Annotated in this window: 21 protein-coding genes; 8 read left to right on the top strand and 13 right to left on the bottom strand. The window is 71.7% G+C overall.

What is annotated here, in order from left to right; genetic code table 11:
- Window positions 1-38 precede the first annotated feature (38 nt).
- Both H4696_RS03510 and H4696_RS49730 read right to left on the bottom strand, forming a co-directional pair.
- On the bottom strand, window positions 39-893 hold the full coding sequence (locus tag H4696_RS03510; RefSeq protein WP_086864085.1) for an IS3 family transposase: 855 nt from the start codon (window positions 891-893) through the stop codon (window positions 39-41).
- The gene (locus H4696_RS49730; protein WP_225955568.1) at window positions 890-1,357 is read right to left on the bottom strand and encodes a helix-turn-helix domain-containing protein; all 468 of its coding nucleotides are present in this window, start codon (window positions 1,355-1,357) and stop codon (window positions 890-892) included. The genes H4696_RS03510 and H4696_RS49730 overlap by 4 nt, the downstream gene beginning before the upstream one ends.
- A 152-nt stretch (window positions 1,358-1,509) precedes the next feature.
- Here H4696_RS49730 and H4696_RS03500 point away from each other — a divergent pair, with 152 nt between their 5' ends.
- On the top strand, window positions 1,510-2,031 hold the full coding sequence (locus H4696_RS03500; RefSeq protein WP_086864971.1) for an STAS domain-containing protein: 522 nt from the start codon (window positions 1,510-1,512) through the stop codon (window positions 2,029-2,031).
- Here the strand turns inward: H4696_RS03500 and H4696_RS03495 are convergent.
- From H4696_RS03495 to H4696_RS03485, 3 genes are all read right to left on the bottom strand, one after another.
- Window positions 2,024-3,322 carry an MFS transporter gene (locus H4696_RS03495; RefSeq protein WP_086864972.1) on the bottom strand — a complete coding sequence of 433 codons (1,299 nt, stop codon included), beginning with the start codon at window positions 3,320-3,322 and terminating at the stop codon, window positions 2,024-2,026. The two genes, H4696_RS03500 and H4696_RS03495, sit on opposite strands and share 8 nt — an antisense overlap.
- Window positions 3,323-3,399: 77 nt before the next feature.
- A complete protein-coding gene (locus H4696_RS03490; protein WP_086864973.1) occupies window positions 3,400-3,906 on the bottom strand; it encodes a flavodoxin domain-containing protein in 507 nt (168 codons plus the stop codon).
- A gap of 105 nt (window positions 3,907-4,011) precedes the next feature.
- Complete coding sequence (locus tag H4696_RS03485; protein ID WP_086864974.1) at window positions 4,012-5,157, bottom strand: nitric oxide synthase oxygenase; 1,146 nt, start codon at window positions 5,155-5,157, stop codon at window positions 4,012-4,014.
- A 439-nt stretch (window positions 5,158-5,596) separates the two neighbouring features.
- On the opposite strand from H4696_RS03485, the gene H4696_RS03480 reads away from it, so the two are divergent.
- On the top strand, window positions 5,597-6,604 hold the full coding sequence (locus tag H4696_RS03480) for a CobW family GTP-binding protein (protein WP_086864975.1): 1,008 nt from the start codon (window positions 5,597-5,599) through the stop codon (window positions 6,602-6,604).
- A gap of 59 nt (window positions 6,605-6,663) precedes the next feature.
- Entirely contained in the window at window positions 6,664-6,927 is a 264-nt protein-coding gene (locus H4696_RS03475; protein ID WP_086864976.1) for a hypothetical protein, read from the top strand.
- On the opposite strand, the gene H4696_RS03470 is transcribed toward H4696_RS03475, so the two are convergent.
- From H4696_RS03470 to H4696_RS03460, 3 genes are read right to left on the bottom strand one after another with little or no spacing between them, the layout of a single operon-like run.
- Window positions 6,924-7,370: a GNAT family N-acetyltransferase gene (locus H4696_RS03470; RefSeq protein ID WP_086864977.1), complete on the bottom strand. Its 447-nt coding sequence runs from the start codon at window positions 7,368-7,370 to the stop codon at window positions 6,924-6,926. The two genes, H4696_RS03475 and H4696_RS03470, sit on opposite strands and share 4 nt — an antisense overlap.
- Before the next feature lies 1 nt (window position 7,371).
- The gene (locus tag H4696_RS03465) at window positions 7,372-8,376 is read right to left on the bottom strand and encodes a DNA polymerase domain-containing protein (RefSeq protein ID WP_086864978.1); all 1,005 of its coding nucleotides are present in this window, start codon (window positions 8,374-8,376) and stop codon (window positions 7,372-7,374) included.
- On the bottom strand, window positions 8,373-9,452 hold the full coding sequence (locus H4696_RS03460; RefSeq protein WP_192782037.1) for an ATP-dependent DNA ligase: 1,080 nt from the start codon (window positions 9,450-9,452) through the stop codon (window positions 8,373-8,375). Before H4696_RS03460 ends, H4696_RS03465 begins: the two co-directional genes overlap by 4 nt.
- A 54-nt stretch (window positions 9,453-9,506) precedes the next feature.
- On the opposite strand from H4696_RS03460, the gene H4696_RS03455 reads away from it, so the two are divergent.
- Entirely contained in the window at window positions 9,507-10,013 is a 507-nt protein-coding gene (locus H4696_RS03455) for a DinB family protein (RefSeq protein ID WP_086864980.1), read from the top strand.
- Window positions 10,013-10,849 carry a squalene cyclase gene (locus H4696_RS03450; RefSeq protein WP_249027254.1) on the top strand — a complete coding sequence of 279 codons (837 nt, stop codon included), beginning with the start codon at window positions 10,013-10,015 and terminating at the stop codon, window positions 10,847-10,849. The genes H4696_RS03455 and H4696_RS03450 overlap by 1 nt, the downstream gene beginning before the upstream one ends.
- A gap of 31 nt (window positions 10,850-10,880) precedes the next feature.
- On the opposite strand, the gene H4696_RS03445 is transcribed toward H4696_RS03450, so the two are convergent.
- Window positions 10,881-12,041 (bottom strand): DUF1015 family protein, encoded by a 1,161-nt coding sequence (locus H4696_RS03445; protein WP_086864981.1) that lies wholly within the window; start codon window positions 12,039-12,041, stop codon window positions 10,881-10,883.
- Between the two features lie 125 nt (window positions 12,042-12,166).
- On the opposite strand from H4696_RS03445, the gene H4696_RS03440 reads away from it, so the two are divergent.
- The gene (locus H4696_RS03440) at window positions 12,167-13,681 is read left to right on the top strand and encodes an MDR family MFS transporter (protein ID WP_086864982.1); all 1,515 of its coding nucleotides are present in this window, start codon (window positions 12,167-12,169) and stop codon (window positions 13,679-13,681) included.
- Here H4696_RS03440 and H4696_RS03435 read toward each other — a convergent pair.
- Genes H4696_RS03435 through H4696_RS03420 form a run of 4 tightly spaced genes read right to left on the bottom strand, consistent with a single transcriptional unit; the run spans window position 13,678 to window position 15,973 of the window.
- Window positions 13,678-14,019 carry a cupin domain-containing protein gene (locus H4696_RS03435; protein WP_211299830.1) on the bottom strand — a complete coding sequence of 114 codons (342 nt, stop codon included), beginning with the start codon at window positions 14,017-14,019 and terminating at the stop codon, window positions 13,678-13,680. The genes H4696_RS03440 and H4696_RS03435 overlap by 4 nt on opposite strands.
- Window positions 14,020-14,029: 10 nt before the next feature.
- On the bottom strand, window positions 14,030-14,569 hold the full coding sequence (locus tag H4696_RS03430) for a TetR/AcrR family transcriptional regulator (RefSeq protein ID WP_086864983.1): 540 nt from the start codon (window positions 14,567-14,569) through the stop codon (window positions 14,030-14,032).
- A 30-nt stretch (window positions 14,570-14,599) separates the two neighbouring features.
- Window positions 14,600-15,481, bottom strand: a complete 882-nt coding sequence (locus tag H4696_RS03425) for a TIGR03854 family LLM class F420-dependent oxidoreductase (RefSeq protein ID WP_086864984.1) — start codon at window positions 15,479-15,481, stop codon at window positions 14,600-14,602.
- 54 nt (window positions 15,482-15,535) lie between these two features.
- Window positions 15,536-15,973 (bottom strand): MarR family winged helix-turn-helix transcriptional regulator, encoded by a 438-nt coding sequence (locus H4696_RS03420; RefSeq protein WP_086864985.1) that lies wholly within the window; start codon window positions 15,971-15,973, stop codon window positions 15,536-15,538.
- A gap of 86 nt (window positions 15,974-16,059) precedes the next feature.
- Here H4696_RS03420 and H4696_RS03415 point away from each other — a divergent pair, with 86 nt between their 5' ends.
- A complete protein-coding gene (locus tag H4696_RS03415; RefSeq protein WP_086864986.1) occupies window positions 16,060-16,437 on the top strand; it encodes a DUF5313 domain-containing protein in 378 nt (125 codons plus the stop codon).
- A 16-nt stretch (window positions 16,438-16,453) separates the two neighbouring features.
- Window positions 16,454-17,392 carry an RluA family pseudouridine synthase gene (locus H4696_RS03410; RefSeq protein ID WP_086864987.1) on the top strand — a complete coding sequence of 313 codons (939 nt, stop codon included), beginning with the start codon at window positions 16,454-16,456 and terminating at the stop codon, window positions 17,390-17,392.
- Window positions 17,393-17,412: the final 20 nt, after the last annotated feature.

Raw genomic sequence — 17,412 nt, 5'->3', positions numbered from 1 at the left:
GTGAACTGACCCCTGGAAGTTGGACTGGCTAGGTAAAGCTAGGGCTTGAGGGCCTGGGCTCGGTATTCGGCCGGGCTCAGGCCTTCAAGCGTGGTCGAGATGCGGATCGTGTTGTACCAGTCGATGTACTCGTCCAGCTCGGCGGTGAACTCCTCGACGGTGTCGAAGCTGTTGTGGTGGAACAGTTCTTCCTTCAAATGACCGAAGAAGTTCTCGGCCATGGAGTTGTCCAGGCAGTTCGCTCGCCGGGACATCGACTGGGCCAGGCCCGCGTCCTCGATCAACCTCCGCCAGGAGACGTGCTGGTACTGGAACCCCTGGTCGGAGTGCACCAACGGCCTGGCGGCGCCGTCGAGGGTCGCGATCGCCGCGCGCAGCGACGAGTTCGTCAGTTCCAAACTCGGGGACGGGCCATGGCTGTAGGCGATCACGGATCGGTCGAACAAGTCGATCACCGGGGACAGGTAGACCTTGCGGTCGCCGATACGGAACTCGGTCACGTCGGTGACCCATTTCGTGTCCGGAGCCGCCGCGGTGAACTGGCGATCCAGCACGTTGGCCGCGACCGTGCCGATCTGCCCGAGCCAGGACCGATAGCGGCGCGGCCGCCGGACCTGGCAGAACAGGCCCAGCATGTTCATCAGCTTCAACACCGTTTTCTTGGCTACCCGCCAGCCCCCGCGGCGCAGCATCGCGTGCACACGCCGATGCCCGTAGCGGCCGCGGGCGGCCTCGAACTGCTCGGTGACCGCCGCCTTCAGCTCGACCTGCGGGTCGGGCCGGGTCAGCCGGGCCTGGTGGTAGAAGAACGTCGAGCGTGCCAGCCCGGCGGCCGCCAGCAGCACCGCCAGCGGATACTCGGCCTTGAGGGTGGCGATGACCTGGGTTTTCACCCTCGCCCCTGCTCCTTCAAGGCCCGCAATTTTTCCAGCAACGCCACCTTCGCCGACAACTCCAGGTTCTCCTGCCGCAGGCGATCCAGCTCGCTGAGCCCGGCTGGGTCAACCGGCTTGCCCGGCCGGCCTTTCGGCTTGGGCCGCAACGCGTCCTCGCCCTCACGCCGGTACACCCTGACCCAGTTTTCCACCAGCTTCGGCGACGACAGATCATGCTCACGCGCCAGCTCCATCGCCGACGCCTCACCATCGACGAACCGGCGCACGACCTCACGCTTGAACTCGAAGGTGAACGACCGCTTACCCGGCTCCCTCATCAGCGCTCCCGCGCTCCGCAACCTCCAACGATCACGCAAGCGTCGCACCGCCATCGGCGACACGCCCAACCGGGTCGCGACCACCTTCGCGCCATACCCGGCCTCGAACAACGCAACAGCGGACTCCCGCTGCTGCTCAGACAACGAACTTCCTGGATACACCAAACCGCTCCCCGGAAAGTCGGAACTGGATTCCCAGTCCAACTTCCGGGGAGCGGTTCACCTGGCCGGGTCCCCTCGACCGTACCCACTGAGCCGGGTGTTGCACCGGAGCCCCGGAAAGCGATGTAACGAGTATGGTCCGCCCCGACGACGAACAGCACCGCGCTCTGGTCGCGGCGCTGCGGGAGTGGGCGCGCGGGGTCGATTCCGTTCCCTACCCCGCCAAGCTCGACATCGACGCGCTGCTGGACCGCCACTACGAGAGCCGGCCGCAAGCGCCGCCCGCCGCGTCGCTGGTGCTCACCGCGACCTCCGAAACCACCGTCGTCGCCGTTACCGGGGACATCGACCTGGCCTGCGGAGACCGGCTGCGCGACCGGCTCGCCGAAGAGATCGGGCTGGCCCCGCGGGGACTCGTCCTGGACCTGACCGGGGTGCGCCACTGCTCCGCGCGCGGGGTGGCGCTCCTGCACGAGGTGGCCGGCCGCGCCCTGCGCACCGGCGTCCCGTTCGCCCTGGCCGGCTGTCCCGCGGTGGTGCGGCGGGCGATCGAGACCCTCCGGCTGAGCCCGCCGCTGCCGCTGCACCTCACCGCGGCAGACGCCGTCGAATGGCTCGGGATCCTGGCCCGGCTGCGGGCGGCCGACGCTACTTAGCCGCCGGTGCCGTGGCCACCGCCGACTCACCGAACTTGATCCCCTTGGCCTCCTTGCCGATCGCCGTCAGCACCGCGACCGCGATCAGGCCCGGGACCACCGTCCACACGAGGGCCGAGGTGTACCCGTGCGCCTCCGCGATGGCCTGCTGGATCGGCAGGTTCAACGCGGCCAGCAGATTGCCCAGCTGGTAGGTGACGCCCGGGTAGAAGCCGCGGATGGCGTCCGGCGACATTTCGGTCAGGTGCGCCGGGATCACGCCCCACGCGCCCTGCACCATGATCTGCACCAGGAACGAGCCGAGCGCGAGCATCCCCGCGCCGTGGTCGAACGCGAAGATCGGGATCACCGGCAGGCCGAGCACCGCCGCCGTGACGATCGTGCGGCGGCGGCCCAGGCGTTCGGACAGGGTGCCGAAGGTCAGGCCGCCGATGATGGCGCCGACGTTGTACAGCACGGCGATCCACGTGCTCGTCGACGCGCTGAGCCCGGCACCGCCGTTTTCGTGGGCCTTCAGGAAGCTCGGGTAGACGTCCTGGGTGCCGTGGCTCATCCAGTTGAACGCCGTCATCAGCAGGATCAGGTAGCCGAAGCGGCGGATGACCTTCGGGTTCAGCAGGATGTCCTTGACCGACGTCCGCGTCACCCGCAGCTTCTCGCGGGCGACCTCCCAGACCTCCGACTCGCGGACCCGTGCCCGGATCAGCAGGCTGATCAGCGCCGGGAAGATGCTGAGCACGAAGATCCAGCGCCATTCGAGGTCGAGCAGCGAGTGGAACAGCAGGTACGCGAGCGCGGCGAGCAGGTAGCCGATCGAGTAGCCGACCTGCAGCAGGCCCGAGAAGAACCCGCGGCGGGCCACCGGGATCTTCTCCATCGCCAGTGCCGCGCCGAGGCCCCACTCGCCGCCCATGCCGATGCCGTAGACGAACCGCAGGACGAGCAGCACGGTGAAGTTCGGGGCGAACGCGCAGAGCAGGCCGGCCACCGAGTACAGCAGGACGTCGGCCATCAGCGGGATCCGCCGGCCCACCCGGTCGGCCCACAGGCCGAACAGCAGCGCGCCGACCGGGCGCATCACCAGCGTGGCCGTGGTGATGAACGCCAGCTGCGTCGCCGTCGCGCCGAACGACTTGTCCTTGGCGATGTCCGCCAGGACGAAGACGACGAGGAAGTAGTCGAACGAGTCCATGCTCCAGCCGAGCAGCGCCGCGAGGAAGGCGTTGCGCTGATCGGATGTAAGCGCTTTCTTCGCCGGAGCCGATTCCGCTTCCGCTTTGCGTTCCGTCACGTTTGCCCCGTCCCGTCGGTTGTTCACCGGAAGACCGCAGGCAGGGTTTAGCACTCACCGCCGGGGGCGGGCAAGGGTCAGAGCGAGACGCGGGTGCGGACCCGGCGCCCGACGTCCCGGGCCCAGGCCTTGATCCGGTCCCAGTCGCGGAAGTCGCCGGCCCGCCGCCCGGCCGCGAACAGGCGCGGGACCAGGCCGCGCACGGTCGCCGGGTCGAGGCGCCCGCCGAAGGTCGCGGTGCGTTCGGCGTCGATGCGCGCGGCCAGCAGCGCCACGTTCGGCGGCAGGCTGACCTGCCGTCCGGCGGCGCCCGGGCCGCACGGTCCGCTGTGGAACAGCCAGACCGGGCGCTCGGCCAGCGCCCGGGCGTTGCGCTCCAGCAGCCGGACCGCCTCCGGGCGCCACCGGTGGTAGTACAGGGCGCTGCCGACGACGACCGCGGCGTAGTCCTCGACCCCGGCGACGTCGGCGGCGTCGCGCACGTCGACGGTCAGGCCGGTCCCGCCGAGCTCGGCGGCGATCACCTCGGCGATCTGCCGGGTTCCGCCGTGGCGCCCGGCGTAGGCGACGAGGACCAGGGACATTCCCCCATTGTCGGCCTTGGCGGACCGAGCCGCGCCGCGGGACGGGCACGATCCGCCATACGGGCGCTTTTACGTTGCTCTTCGTGGTTCCGTGGCCCCGCCCGTTCACCCTCCGGTGGCCGCGGGCGGCAAGAACGCCGGGCGCAGCGCCGGGTCGGGCTCGTCGTAGTAGCGGTGGAACACGGCGGTCTGGCCACCGGACACCGGCGGCACGATCCAGCTCCAGTCGGCCGGGCACCGGCGGCCCGCCCGCTCCTCGCGTTCGAGGTGGGCCAGGAACCGGCGCGACTCGGTGTGGTGGTCGGCGATGGTCACGCTGGCGGCGTCGAACGAGTGCTGGACCGCCAGGGTCAGCTCGACCAGCGCCCGGTCGCGCCACAGCGTGCGCTCGCACGACGTCGGCAGGCCCATCAGCTCGGCGACGACCGGCAGCAGGTCGTAGCGCTGCTCGTCGGCCAGGTTCCGGGCGCCGATCTCGGTGCCGAGGTACCAGCCGTTGAACGGCGCCGCGGGGTAGGTGACCCCGCCGATCTCCAGCGGCATGTCGCTGATCGCGGGCACGGCGTGCCAGCGCAGGCCGAGACCGGCGAACCAGCGGTGGTCGGGGTGGGTGAGCGGGACCTCCAGCACGGCGTCCGCGGGCAGCGTGAACAGCCGCGGCTCCCCGGGGCGCGCCTCGACCAGCAGCGGGAGGACGTCGAAGGAGCCTCTGCGCTCCGGCGGGCGCCAGCCGAGTCTTCGCACCCGTTCGGTGAACCCGGTGTACCGGGGGTCGCCGAGGACCGAGCCGTCGTCGAGGCGGTAGCCGGCGTAGCGGATCAGCTGCTCGTTGTGGATGCGCGGCCCCGGCGTGCCCGGCGTGTCGGGCGCGAAGACGGTGACCGTCGGCCGGATGCGCCCGCCGCGGGTGGCCTGGCGCAGGTGGGCGACGCATTCGCCGGCGATCGCCGCGGGGTCGGTGACCCGCCGCCGGTCGCGGATCCGGAGACTGCGCCAGTACAGCCTGCCGATGCAGCGGGCCGAGTTGCGCCACGCGGTGCGCGCGCCGTACGCCAGCTCGGCCGCGGTGTGGCGGTAGGTTCCCGTTTCGGCGATTTCCGCCCGGACTTCGGCGAGCCGGTTCTCGAACCGGTCGCCTTCTTCGGCGGCGCCCTCCGCGAACATCCGGTCCAGGAATTCTTCCGCTTCCGCGGAATTGACGCTCTGTTCCCCCGAGACGCGCTGAGGGTAAAGCGGCAGCGGTGCCGTCACCCGCTCAGGTGTAACGGTCACCGTGCTTCCCCACTCTCCGGAATCGTGCTCTGCATCCCGACGAAAAGGTTCACCGTTCCTCCGATGGTCGCCGACGACGAGCGGGCCTGGAGGTACTGCCGCCCCCGGCACCTCCGGCCAGGCGGAGGAGAGTACCCCACGATTCGCGTGCCGCACTCCCCCGATCGTGAATTCCACACCGACAATGCTTGAATAAGGCTTCAACCAGGGAAAACTCCGGGAGAATCACTGCTACCAAGCGTCATTCGGACATGGCGCTGCGCATTTCCAGTCAATCGATCACAGTGGACTGCGCGAGCACCGTGATCCTTTCCCGGAAACGGCCTTTCACCTTTTCGTGGGATTTCGGCGGACGGCCTTTCGCGGCCGCGGTCCCCCATGTATCAGCGCGCCCGCGCGCGCCGTTAGAGTCGGGTGCGTGAGCCCGATTCCCGTGGTCCTCGTCGCCGGGTTCCTCGGCGCGGGCAAGACGACGCTGCTCAACCACCTGCTCGCCAACCGCGAAGGCGCCCGGGTCGGCGTCGTGGTCAACGACTTCGGCCAGGTGAACGTCGACGCGCTCGCGGTCGCCGGCCAGGTCGACACGATGGTTTCGCTCGGCAACGGCTGCCTGTGCTGCGCGGTCGACGCGAGCGGCCTGGACGCGATGCTCGGCCGGCTCTCCTCGGCCGAAGCGGGCATCGACGTCATCGTGGTCGAGGCCAGCGGCATCGCCGAGCCCCGCGACCTCATCCGGCTGATGATCGCCAGCGAGAACCCGGACATCCGCTACGGCGGGCTCGCCGAGGTCGTGGACGCGGCCGAGTTCGAAGCGGCCCGCGAGCGCCACCCCGAACTGGCCGACCACCTGCGGCTGGCCGACCTCGTGGTGCTGAACAAGGCCGACCGGGTGTCCGCCGAAACGCTCGCGAAGCTGACGGCGGTCGTCGAAGAGCTGGCACCCGGCCGTCCGCTGCTGGTCACCGAGCACGGCCGCGTCGACCCGAGGCTGTTCTTCGACCCCGAACCCCGCGGTGAGCGCGTCGGCCAGCTGTCGTTCGACGACCTGCGCGAGGAGCACGACCACGCCGAGCACCTGCACGCGAGCTACCAGACGGTCACGTTCACGGCCGAGACGCCACTGGCGCCCCGCGCGTTCGTGGACTTCCTGGAGCGCCGCCCGGCCGGGCTCTACCGCATGAAGGGCCAGGCCGACTTCGGCATCGACGCCCGCTTCCACCTGCACACGGTCGGCGGCTTCGTGCAGCTGGCGCGTTCGCCGTGGCCCGCGCGGGAGCCGCACCGCACCGAGCTGGTGCTGATCGGCGCCGGCCTCGACACCGACGCCGTCCTGGCCGAGCTGCGCGGGTGCGTGGCCCCGGATCCGTCGGTGGTCGACGAGCGCGGCCTGCTGCACATCCTCCGCTACCTCCCCGACCAGGCCTGACACGCCGACGACCGGCAAATGCGCTCCCGCCCCGCCCACCGCGGCGGAGACTGTCGCCCATGACGACCACCGCGGTGAGCACACCCCGCTGGTACCGGGTCGGCGTGCTGCCCGAAGACGTCCCCCTGGCCCACCTGATGACCCGCTCCGGCGACCTCCGCTACCGCCGCTCCGCCTGCGGCGAGCGCGAATCCCGCAGCTGGAAACCGGTCGACTTGACGACGGCGGAGCTCACGCCCTGCCCGGGGTGCGTCGCCACGCTGTCGGGCGCGTCCGCGGACGGCGAGGACCGTGCGCAGTTGTCGCTGGACCTCGAGGTCTAAGCGAGCGCCTTCTCGTAGCAGACCGACTCGGGATCGCTTTCGTGCGGCGGGAAGTTCGGCACCCGCCGGTACCCCGCACGCTCGTACAGGCGCATCGCCGCCCGCTGGCGGATGCCCGTTTCCAGGCGGAGGCGGACCGCGCCCTGGTGGCGGGCGAGGCGTTCGGACTCGGCGACCAGGGCTCCCGAGACGTCGGTGCCGCGGGCGTCCGGGGCGACGAACAGGCGCTTCAGCTCGGACAGGCCCGGCTCGACCGGTTCGACCGCGCAGCAGCCGATCGCGCGGGGGCCGTCGCGGGCCAGGAGGTAGCGGCTGGCCGGGGCCAGTGGGCGGGGCTGGGCGTCCGGGGGCAGGTCGTAGACCACGATCAGTTCGGCCGTCATCGCCGTCATCAGGGCGAGCAGCAACCCGTCGTCGGCCGGGCACTCCGCGACGGTGGCCACTTCACGCCTTCTTCGCGCGGCTCGGCGCCACCCGCGGCGGCTCGTTGGGCATCTTCGGGTAGACCGGCGGCCACGGCGCGTCCATCAGGCCGTTCGCCAGGTCCGCTTCGGACATCGCCAGCAGCGGCTCGATCGACTGCGGCCGCTCCCCCGCGCCGGCCCACGGGTCGCCGCGTTCGGCCACTCGCGCGGGAACCGTGCTCAGGGTGAGTGTGTCCGGCTCCACCGTGTCCAGTTCGTCCCAGCCGATCGGCGTGGACACCTGGCCGCCCACCCGCGGCCGCACGCACCAGGTGCCGAACACGGTCTTGTGCGGGGCGTTCTGGTTGAAGTCGACGAACACGCGCGAGCCGCGTTCCTCCTTCCACCACTGCGCGGTGATCTTCGCCGAGTGACGGCGTTCGAGCGCCCGCGCCAGCGCGACCGCCGCGGCCCGGACCTGGAAGCTGTCCCAGCGCGGTTCGAGCAGCACGTACAGGTGCAGGCCCCGCGAACCGGACGTCTTCAGGTGGCCTTCGATGCCGTGCTCGGCCAGGAACTCCCGGGTCAGCACCGCGGCCTCGCGCAGCTCGTCGAAGCCGATCCCGGGTGACGGGTCGAGGTCGACGCGCAGCTCGTCGGTGACCTCGGGCGTGTCCGCGCGGTAGGGCCACACGTGGAAGCCGAGGCAGCCGAGGTTCACCGCCCACAGGATGTGCGCGAGATCCTTCGCCACCAGCGCGTCGCTCGTCGTGCCGTTCGGCGTCGAGACGACGGTGGTGCTCAGCCACGGCGGCGCGCCCTTCGGCACGCGCTTCTGGAACCAGTTCTTGCCGCCCGCGCCGTCGGGGTAGCGCTCCAGCAGCAGCGGGCGCCCGCCGAGCCGGGACAGCAGCGGTCCCGAGATCGCGCGGTAGTACTCGACGAGGTCGAGCTTCGTCTCGCCGCGCTCCGGGAAGTACACCTTGTCCGGGCTGCTGATCTTGACCTCGACGCCGTCGACGTCGAGCAGCACGGCCTCGCTCATCGCGCCTCCCCGAACAGCTTGGCGAGCTCGGCGGGCGGCGCCTCGTCGAGCTGGGCGTACGTGCAGGACTCCGGGGTGCGGTCGGGCCGGAACCGGACCAGCCGCCCGCCGTGGCGGAACCGGCCGCCCTGCAGGTGCTCGTAGCGGACCTCCGCCACCCACTCGGGCCGCAGCGGCTCCCAGGAGAGGTCCTTCTGCGGTGCCCAGCGGCTCATCGCGCCCGGTTGCCTGCCGGGCTCGGGCTGGTACTCCGCCCACGACCGCCACGGGTGGTTCTCGAGCGCGTTCTCGCGCAGCGGCGCCAGCTCGTCGACCAGCTCGGCCCGCCGCGCCTTGGTGAAGCTGCTGGCCACGCCGACGTGGTGCAGCACGCCCTCGCCGTCGAACAGCCCGAGCAGCAGCGAACCGATGCCCGCGCCGTCCTTGTGCCAGCGGAAGCCGGTCACGACGCAGTCGGCCGTGCGCTCGTGCTTGACCTTCAGCATCACCCGCTTGTCCTGCTCGTACGGCAGGTCCGCGGGCTTCGCCATGACACCGTCGAAGCCCGCGCCCTCGAACCGGGTGAACCAGTCCTCGGCCTGCGCCGGGTCGTCGCTGAGCGGGGTCAGGTGGACGCGCTGGAGGCCTTCGGCGTCGGCGCGGAGGATGCTTTCCAGCTGTTCGCGCCGCTCCCGGAAGGGCGCCTCGGTGAGGTCGGTGTCGCCGAGGGCGAGCAGGTCGAACGCGATGAAGCTGGCCGGCGTCTCCTCGGCCAGCTTGCGCACGCGCGAGGCCGCCGGGTGCAGCCGCAGCTGCAGCGCCTCGAAGTCGAGCCCCGCGGGCGTGACCAGCACGATCTCGCCGTCCACGACGCAGCGGGGCGGCAGCGCGGCGGCCAGCAGCTCGACCAGCTCCGGGAAGTAGCGGGTCAGCGGGCGGTCGTTGCGCGAACCCAGCTCGATCTCGTCGCCGTCGCGGAACACGACGCAGCGGAAGCCGTCCCACTTGGGCTCGTAGAGCAGCCCCGGGTCACGAGGCACCTCGTGCACGGCTTTCGCGAGCATCGGCCGCACCGGCGGCATCACGGGCAAGTCCACCGCGCGAGCTTAAAACACGGGTACGACATTTTTGGGCGTGATACACACTGACTCGTGACGACCGAACGCCCAGAACCACCCTTGACCGGGGGCGAGCGCGAAATGCTGCGCACGTTCCTCGACTTCCACCGCGCCACCCTCGCGATGAAGTGCGACGGACTGTCCGACGAGGACCTCCGCCGCGCCGCCAGCCCGCCGTCGACGCTGTCGCTGCTCGGGCTCGTCCGGCACATGGCCGAAGTGGAGCGCACCTGGTTCCGGCGGGTGATCAACGCCGAAGACATCCCGCTGCGGTGGTCGGCCGAAGGCGACTTCCAGGCCGCCTACGACGCGAGTTCCTCCACGCGCGCGGAAGCCTTCGCCGCGTGGCAGGAAGAAGTGGAGCACTCCCGCAAGATCGAAGAGGCGGCCGAGTCCCTCGACGTCACCGGCCACCAGGCGCGCTGGGGCGAGGACGTGTCGCTGCGGCTGGTGATGCTGCACATGATCCACGAATACGCCCGGCACAACGGCCACGCGGACTTCATCCGGGAAGCGATCGACGGCGTCACGGGGGCCTAGTGGACGTGCTCGCGTGGCTGCTCGACTCGGACCCGGCCCTGCGCTGGCAAGTCGAGCGGGACCTCGCGGGCGCCCCACCGGAGGTCTGGGAAGCGACGCGCGCCCGGGTCGCGTCGGAGGGGTTCGGCGCGCGGCTGCTGGCGGCGCAGGACCCCGACGGCCGCTGGGCGGGCGGCGCGTTCTTCCCGGCCGGCTTCCGTGGCGACGAGCCCCAGCCCTGGACGGCGACGACGTGGTCACTGAACGCCCTGCGCGAATGGGGCCTCGACGCCGCCGTCCTGGGCGGCACGGCCGGGCTGCTGGCCGCGAACTGCCGGTGGGAGTACGACGACCTGCCCTACTGGGACGGCGAAGTCGACTGCTGCATCAACGCCTGGACCCTGGCCAACGGGCTGTGGCTCGGCGCGGACGTCGCCGGCATCGCCGCGTGGTTCACCACCCACCGGCTGCCGGACGGCGGCTGGAACTGCGAGTGGGTCGAAGGCTCGACGCGTTCGTCCGTCCACTCGACACTCAACTCCCTCAAAGGGTTGCTGGCGTACGAGAACGCGACTGGCGGCACGCCGGAAACACACGAAGCCCGCCGCGGTGGCGAGGAGTACCTCCTGGAACGCGGGTTGTTCCGGCGGCGGTCGACGGGTGAGCCGCTCGGGCCGTGGGTCCACGAGTTCGGCTACCCGATGCGCTGGCGCTACGACGTCCTCAACGCGGCTTCGTATGCCGCCGGCGAACGCGCCCCAAGGTGGCCTTGGTTGCGTCTTGCGCACCGAAGGCCGCCTTGGGTGCGTCAGACGCACCGAAGGCCACATTGGGGCGCTCGGCCCGAACGCGGGTGACCCCGCTACCGGAGACCACTTCGCCCAGCTTCTAGAGCTCCGCCAGCACCAGTCCACTGCGCGGCTTCGGCGTGAAGTACGTGGCCTTCCGCGGCATCCGCCGCCCCGCCGCGTGCACGGCGAGGACGTCCGCGCGGCTCACCGGGGCCAGCAGGACCACCGCGTCGGCGTCCGGCGGCACCGGGCGGCCGTCGGGGAGCGGGTGCGAGCACGGCCCGTCGGGGTCGATGCCCAGCGCCTCCGCGAAGAGGACGCGCTCGACGATCTCGTGGTCGATGACCGGTCCTGGCACCTCGGGCTTCGGGAGCACGACCCGCAGCACCGCCGTGCCCGCGCGCACCACCGCCTCGCCGGTGACCGGCGCCGCGTGCTCGTCGTAGCGCACGTCCAGGCCCGCCGCCGACCAGCGGGAGACCAGGTCCTCCGGGCCGAGGCCGGTGCCGGTGAGCACCCGGTGGATCGCGCCGATCCGCAGCTCCGGGCCCGCGGTGACCAGGGCGAGCAGGCTGCCGTGCCCGGCCGCCGCGGCCGCGGCCACGCGGTGGTTGCCGTCGGCGACCAGGAGTTCCGCGGCGCCGGCCGCGGCCAGCAGGCGGTGCTGCAGCGGTCCGGCGGGCACCACCCACAGGTCGTGCCGCCGCCCGGCCGCGTCCGAAGTGGACAGATCGGGCAGGCCGAGCGCGCCGCACGCGCGGGCGACCTCGTCGGTCAAAAGGTCCCCGCCGGTGGCCGGGACGAGCAGCGCCGCACTGGTCGCGCAGCCGAGCCCGGCGAGCACGGCGGCCCGCTCGGCCACGACGTCGGGGTAGACGTCCTCGGTGTGCCGGACCCGCGCGGTGCCGTCGTCGGTCACCGCGGCCGGGTCGACCAGGCAGAGCAGGCCCAGCGCGACGCCGTCCGGCCCTTCGATCCGGTACGGCGCGACGACCTCGCGCACCGGCCGGTAGGACCGCTTGCGGAGCCGTTCGAGCACCGCGCGGGCGACCGGGACGGCGGCGGCCAGGTCGAGGCCTCGCGCCAGCGCCGCGGGCGTGCGCGCGGGGTGCTGCACGGCCAGCAGCGTGTCGCCGGCCCCCGGCGCGGCCAGCGCGTCGGCCACCCGGTCGGGCTCGGCGAACTCGTCGACGTCGGGACCGGGGACCGCGTCGCGGACCACCCAGCCCCGCCCGATCGGCCGGATCCAGTCGTTCACCCCTCCCATCTTGCGCGATCGACGCGGAGACGGAAATTCGCTGGGATGCGGTGCCTCGCGGTGGAATGCTTAGGACTGCAAAGTAGTTGACCCCGGACATGACCGCCCCGAGGAGCAGCCCGCCGATGACGACACCCGCCGCCACCAGCGTCAAGGGGGTCGGCTTCCGTTCGGAACGCGGCCCGGTGCTGGTCGCCGTCATGCTCAGCACCGCGCTGGTCGCGCTGGACAGCACGATCATCGCGACCGCGGTCCCCTCGGTGGTGCGCGACCTCGGCGGGTTTTCGCAGTTCCCGTGGCTGTTCTCGATCTACCTGCTCACCCAGGCCGTCACCGTGCCGCTCTACGGCAAGTTCGCCGACGTCCTCGGCCGCCGCCCGGTGATGTTCTTCGGGATCGCGGCGTTCCTCATCGGCTCGGTGCTGTGCGGGGCCGCGTGGAGCATGCCGGTGCTGATCGCCGCCCGCGCGGTGCAGGGCATCGGGGCCGGCGCGATCCAGCCGATGTCGATGACGATCATCGGCGACCTCTACACGGTGGAGGAACGCGCCCGGGTGCAGGGCTACGTCGCCAGTGTCTGGGGCGTCGCGTCGGTGGTCGGCCCGACCCTCGGCGGCGTGTTCGCCGAGTACCTGGACTGGCGGTGGATCTTCTTCGTCAACCTGCCGCTCGGCGCGATCGCCGCGCTGATGCTGTTCCGCAACTTCGCCGAGCGCGTGGAGCGCAAGCCGCACAAGGTCGACTACACCGGCGCCGCGCTGCTCACCGTCGGCTGCTCGCTGGTGATCCTGGGCCTGCTCGAAGGCGGCGTCGCGTGGGCGTGGGGCTCGCTGCCCAGCGTGGCGATCTTCGTCGTGGGCGCGGCGATGCTGGTGGCGTTCGTGCTGGTGGAGAAGCGCGCGGCCGAGCCGGTGCTGCCGCTGTGGGTGTTCACCCGGCGGATCCTGGTGGGCGGCAACCTGGTCGCGGTCGTGGTCGGCGCGGTCCTGATGGGCCTGACGTCGTACCTGCCGACGTACGCGCAGGGCGTGCTCGGTGCGGGCGCGCTGGTGGCCGGGTTCGCGGTCGCGGCGCTGACGGTCGGCTGGCCGATTTCGGCGTCCCTGGCGGGCAAGATCTACCTGCGCATCGGCTTCCGCGACACGGCGCTGATCGGCAGCGTGTTCATCATCGGGGGCGGCGTGCTGGTGGCCACGCTGGGCGCGACGTCGTCGATCTGGTCGGCCGCGCTCGCGGCGTTCGTCCTCGGCATCGGCCTCGGCCTGGCGGCGAGCCCGACCCTGGTGGCGATCCAGTCGGTGGTGGGCTGGGACCGCCGCGGCGTGGTCACCGCGACGAACCTGTTCAGCCGGTCACTGGGCAGCGCGGTCGGCGCGGCGGTGTTCGGCGCGATCGCGAACGCGACGCTGGCTTCGCGGTTCGCGAACCCGCCGGCGGAGGTGGCGGGCAAGCTGCCGCCGTCGGTGGACGCGACGAGCCTGGTGCTGGGCGGCCACTCCGATTCCCCGGTGGCGACGTTCGTCCGGGGCGCGCTGAACGACGCGACGCACTACGTGTTCGTCGGCCTGCTGGCGGTGGCGGCGCTCTCGGTGCTGGCGCTGCTGCTGATGCCACGCAAGACCGAGCAGCTGGAGTTCTAGGCGTCGGGGAAGACGAGTTCGGCGGTCATCCCGTCGCCGAGCAGGAAGTAGCCGAGGAACGTCACGCCCTCGTCCCGCGCGTCGAACCGGGCGATCCGGACGCCTTCGGGCTCGTAGAAGACGTCTCCCGGCTCGAGCACGGTCTCCGGGCCGCCCTCGATCTGGTAGACGGCCGAGCCCGTTTCGATGCTGCCGAAGACGGGTCCGTTGTGGACGTGCAGCCCGGCGGCGTACCCGGGGGCGATGGTGATCCGCCGGATTTCGACCCTCGAGGTCGCCAGCGGGGCCGGGAGTTCCTGGTCGAGGACGATCACCCGGCTCAGCGGTTCGGTCGGCACGGCTTCCCCTTCAGCGGGTCTTCAGCAGCGCGAGGATGCCCTCGATCGCCTGCTCGAACGGCTCGGTGCGGTCCGCGGCCCTGGCGAGGACGTAGCCGCCCTGCAGCGTCGCGACGATGGCGGCCGCAGTCGCCGCCGGGTCGAGCCCGCCGCCGTCCTCCGCGACGACTTCGGCGAGGCGCGTGCGCAGCCAGGAGAACGTCTCTTCGACCGGCTCGCGGAGCACCGGCGCGGCCATGACGTCCGGGTCCTGCGTCAGCCGCCCGACCGGGCAGCCCCGCAGGACGTCGCGCTCACGGCGGAGGTAGGCCGTGATGCGCTCGAGCGCGGTGCCGGGCCCGGACAGCTGCGCTTCGGCGGCGGCCCGCAGCTCCTCGGCGGTGCGGTCGATCGCCGCGCGCGCCAGCTCCTCCTTGCCGGAGAAGTGGTGGTACATGCTGCCCTGGCCGGCGCCGGCGAGCCGCTGGATGGTCTTCGGGCTGGTCCCGACGTACCCGCGCTCCCACAACAACGTGCGGGTGCTCTCGATGAGGCGTTCCCTCGTGTCCACGGACCTGAGTGTACATACCAGTAGGTACAGTCAGTTCTGCAGTGGCATCAGTTCCGCCTGGAAGTTCGCCAGGAACTCCTCGAAGTCGCCGTGCCCGGGCCGGATGACGAACTTCGTCAGACCGGCCTCGATGTGCTGCTCGACCAGCCGGCGCGCCTCGGGCCAGCTGGTCGCCACCAGGTCCTCGACCGGCACGCCCGGCTGCCGCTTCGCCGCCGCGGCCAGCAGCTCGTCCGGCACTCCCTTGTCGGCCACGGGCAGGCTGAGCCCGAAGTGGTCGGCTTCGATCTCGCGCCCGGCGTCCGCCGCGGCCTCCTGGATCGCGATGCGGGCGTCGCGCGCCTGGGCCGGTGTGTGGAAGCTGCCGAGCCACCCGTCGGCGAGCCGCCCGGCGCGGCGCAGCGCGGCCGGCGCCGCTCCCCCGAGCCAGACGTCCAGCCGCTTGGCCGGGCGCGGCCCGAGGCGGGCCCCGTCGACGCGGAAGAACTCGCCGTCGAAGGAGACGTCGTCCTCTTCGAGCAGCCGCCGCAGCAGGGTCAGCGACTCGTCGAACACCGCGGCGCGCCGCCCGGCGGGCACCGGGAAGAGATCGTGCTCGGCGGTGCGGGCCGGGCGCAGCCCGAACACCGGGAGCACCCGCTTGGGCGCGAGGCCGGCCAGGGTGAGCAGCTGCTTCGCGACGAGCACCGGGTGCCGGCCCGGCAGGATCGCCACGCCGGTGCCGACCTTGAGCTTCTCCGTCGTCGCGAGCGCGTGCGTCATCCCGATCATGGGATCGACTTCGGGCGAGTAGACGAGTTCGGACAACCACAGCGAGTCGACGCCGGCCGCCTCCAGCCGCCGCGCCAGCCCGGCGAACTCGCCGGGTCCCGTTCCCGCCGCCGGCGCGACGCCCAGCCTGATCTTCAGCACGGTTCCTCCCGGAAGGCTCTTCCAGGGGCAACGCGCCGGGCGGCCGGGAATTCCTCAGGCGGTCGCGGCGATGACCCGGCTCAGCGCGGCGTGCAGCGCCTCCAGCTCGGGCAGCTCCATCCCGAGGGTCTCGACGACCTTGTACGGGATCTTCTCCGCTTCCGCCCGCAGCGCGCGGCCCTTCGCCGTCAGCTCGACGGTCAGCTGCCGCTCGTCCTCCCGGCTGCGGGCGCGCGTCACGTACCCCAGCGCCTCCAGCCGCTTCAGCAGCGGCGAAAGCGTCGCGGGCTCGTGGCGCAGCGACGCGCCGAGGTCCTTCACCGAGCGCGGCGAGCGCTCCCACAGCGCGAGCATCACCAGGTACTGCGGATGGGTCAGGCCGTACGGCTCGAGCAGCGGCCGGTAGATCGCGATCACGCTGCGCGAAGCCACCGACAGCGCGAAGCACACCTGCCGGTCCAGCTTCAGGGGGTCCTCACCCAGGTCGATCATGCCGCCGATCCTACTGTGTCGTCGATCGCGCTAATGATTAGTGCACTAAGCATTAGTGTACTATCCAACTCATGGAACGACCGAGTGTGCTCCGCTGGTTCGGTTACGCCGTCGGCGTGCGGCTCCCCGAGCGGCTCAACGACTGGGCCCTGCACGATGCGACGTCCAAGCACTGGCGCGCGCGGTACGTGCTGCAGCGGTCGGTCGGCATCCTGCCGCTGTGCGCGGTGTGGCTGCTGCTGCCCGGCTCGATCTGGCTGCGGCTCTCCCTGGTCCTCATGGCCGGGCTCGTCGCGTACTTCTACTCCTGCGCGTACATGGAGGAGAGCGTCGAGCACCGGCTCGGCAGGCAGGGGTTCCCGCACAACACCGGCCGCCGCATCCGCGCCGAAGCCGCCGAGGCGAAGAACGCCGAAGCGACCGCCCGCTACCTCGCGCGCTACCGGACCCCTTCGGAGGGTTAAGTAGAGTCAGAGGACGATGAGACGCAAGCTCAGGCCGCCGATCCCGCCGCGCCACGGGCTGGACCCCGCCCGGCTCAAGCTCCCCGCCGACGGCGAGTGGCCGACCCTTCTGGCGCACCTCGTCGACCGGCTGCCCCGCGTGGCACCGGCCCGCATCGAGGAAATGCTGCGCGAGGAGCGCATCCACGGCGTCGACGGCCCGCTCGGCGTCGACACGCCGTTCGAGCCCGGCTCGTTCATCTGGTTCCACCGCGACCTGCCCGACGAGGTGCCGGTCCCGTTCGAAATCCGCGTCGTGCACCGCGACGAGCACCTGCTGGTCGTCGACAAGCCGCACTTCCTGGCGACCATCCCGCGCGGGCAGCACATCCTCGAGACGGCGCTCGTGCGGCTGCGACGCGACCTCGGCCTGCCGCACCTGTCCCCCGCGCACCGGCTCGACCGGGTCACCGCCGGCGTGGTGATGTTCGTGATCACGCCGGAGCTGCGCGGGAAGTACCAGACGCTGTTCCGCGACCGCCGGGTGCACAAGGAGTACGAGGCGATCGCGCCCTACGACCCGGGCCTGGAGCTGCCGCGGACCGTCCGGAGCCGGATCGTCAAGGAGCGCGGCGTGCTCGCGGCACGCGAAGAGCCGGGCGAGCCGAACGCCGAGACGCACGTCGAACTGCTCGAGCACCGCGACGGGCTGGGGCGCTACCGGCTGAAGCCGTCGACCGGCCGGACGCACCAGCTGCGCGTCCACCTCAGCGGGCTCGGCGTCCCCATCCTCGGCGACGACTTCTACCCGCAGCTGCGCGAAAAACCGCTCGGTGACTTCACGAAACCGTTGCAGCTGCTGGCGAAGGTGCTCGCCTTCGACGACCCGGTCACCGGGACGCCCCGGCGGTTCACCAGTGGCCTGCGGCTGTCCGCCTGGGACGACCCCGACGCGTGGGCGGCGCCCCCGGCCTGATCCGGGAGCGCCGCCGGTGC

The sequence above is a fragment of the Amycolatopsis lexingtonensis genome (assembly GCF_014873755.1).
GTDB lineage: Bacteria > Actinomycetota > Actinomycetes > Mycobacteriales > Pseudonocardiaceae > Amycolatopsis > Amycolatopsis lexingtonensis.
The sequence above is the reverse complement of the archived record's forward strand: the minus strand, read 5'-3'. Positions and strand labels throughout refer to the sequence as shown.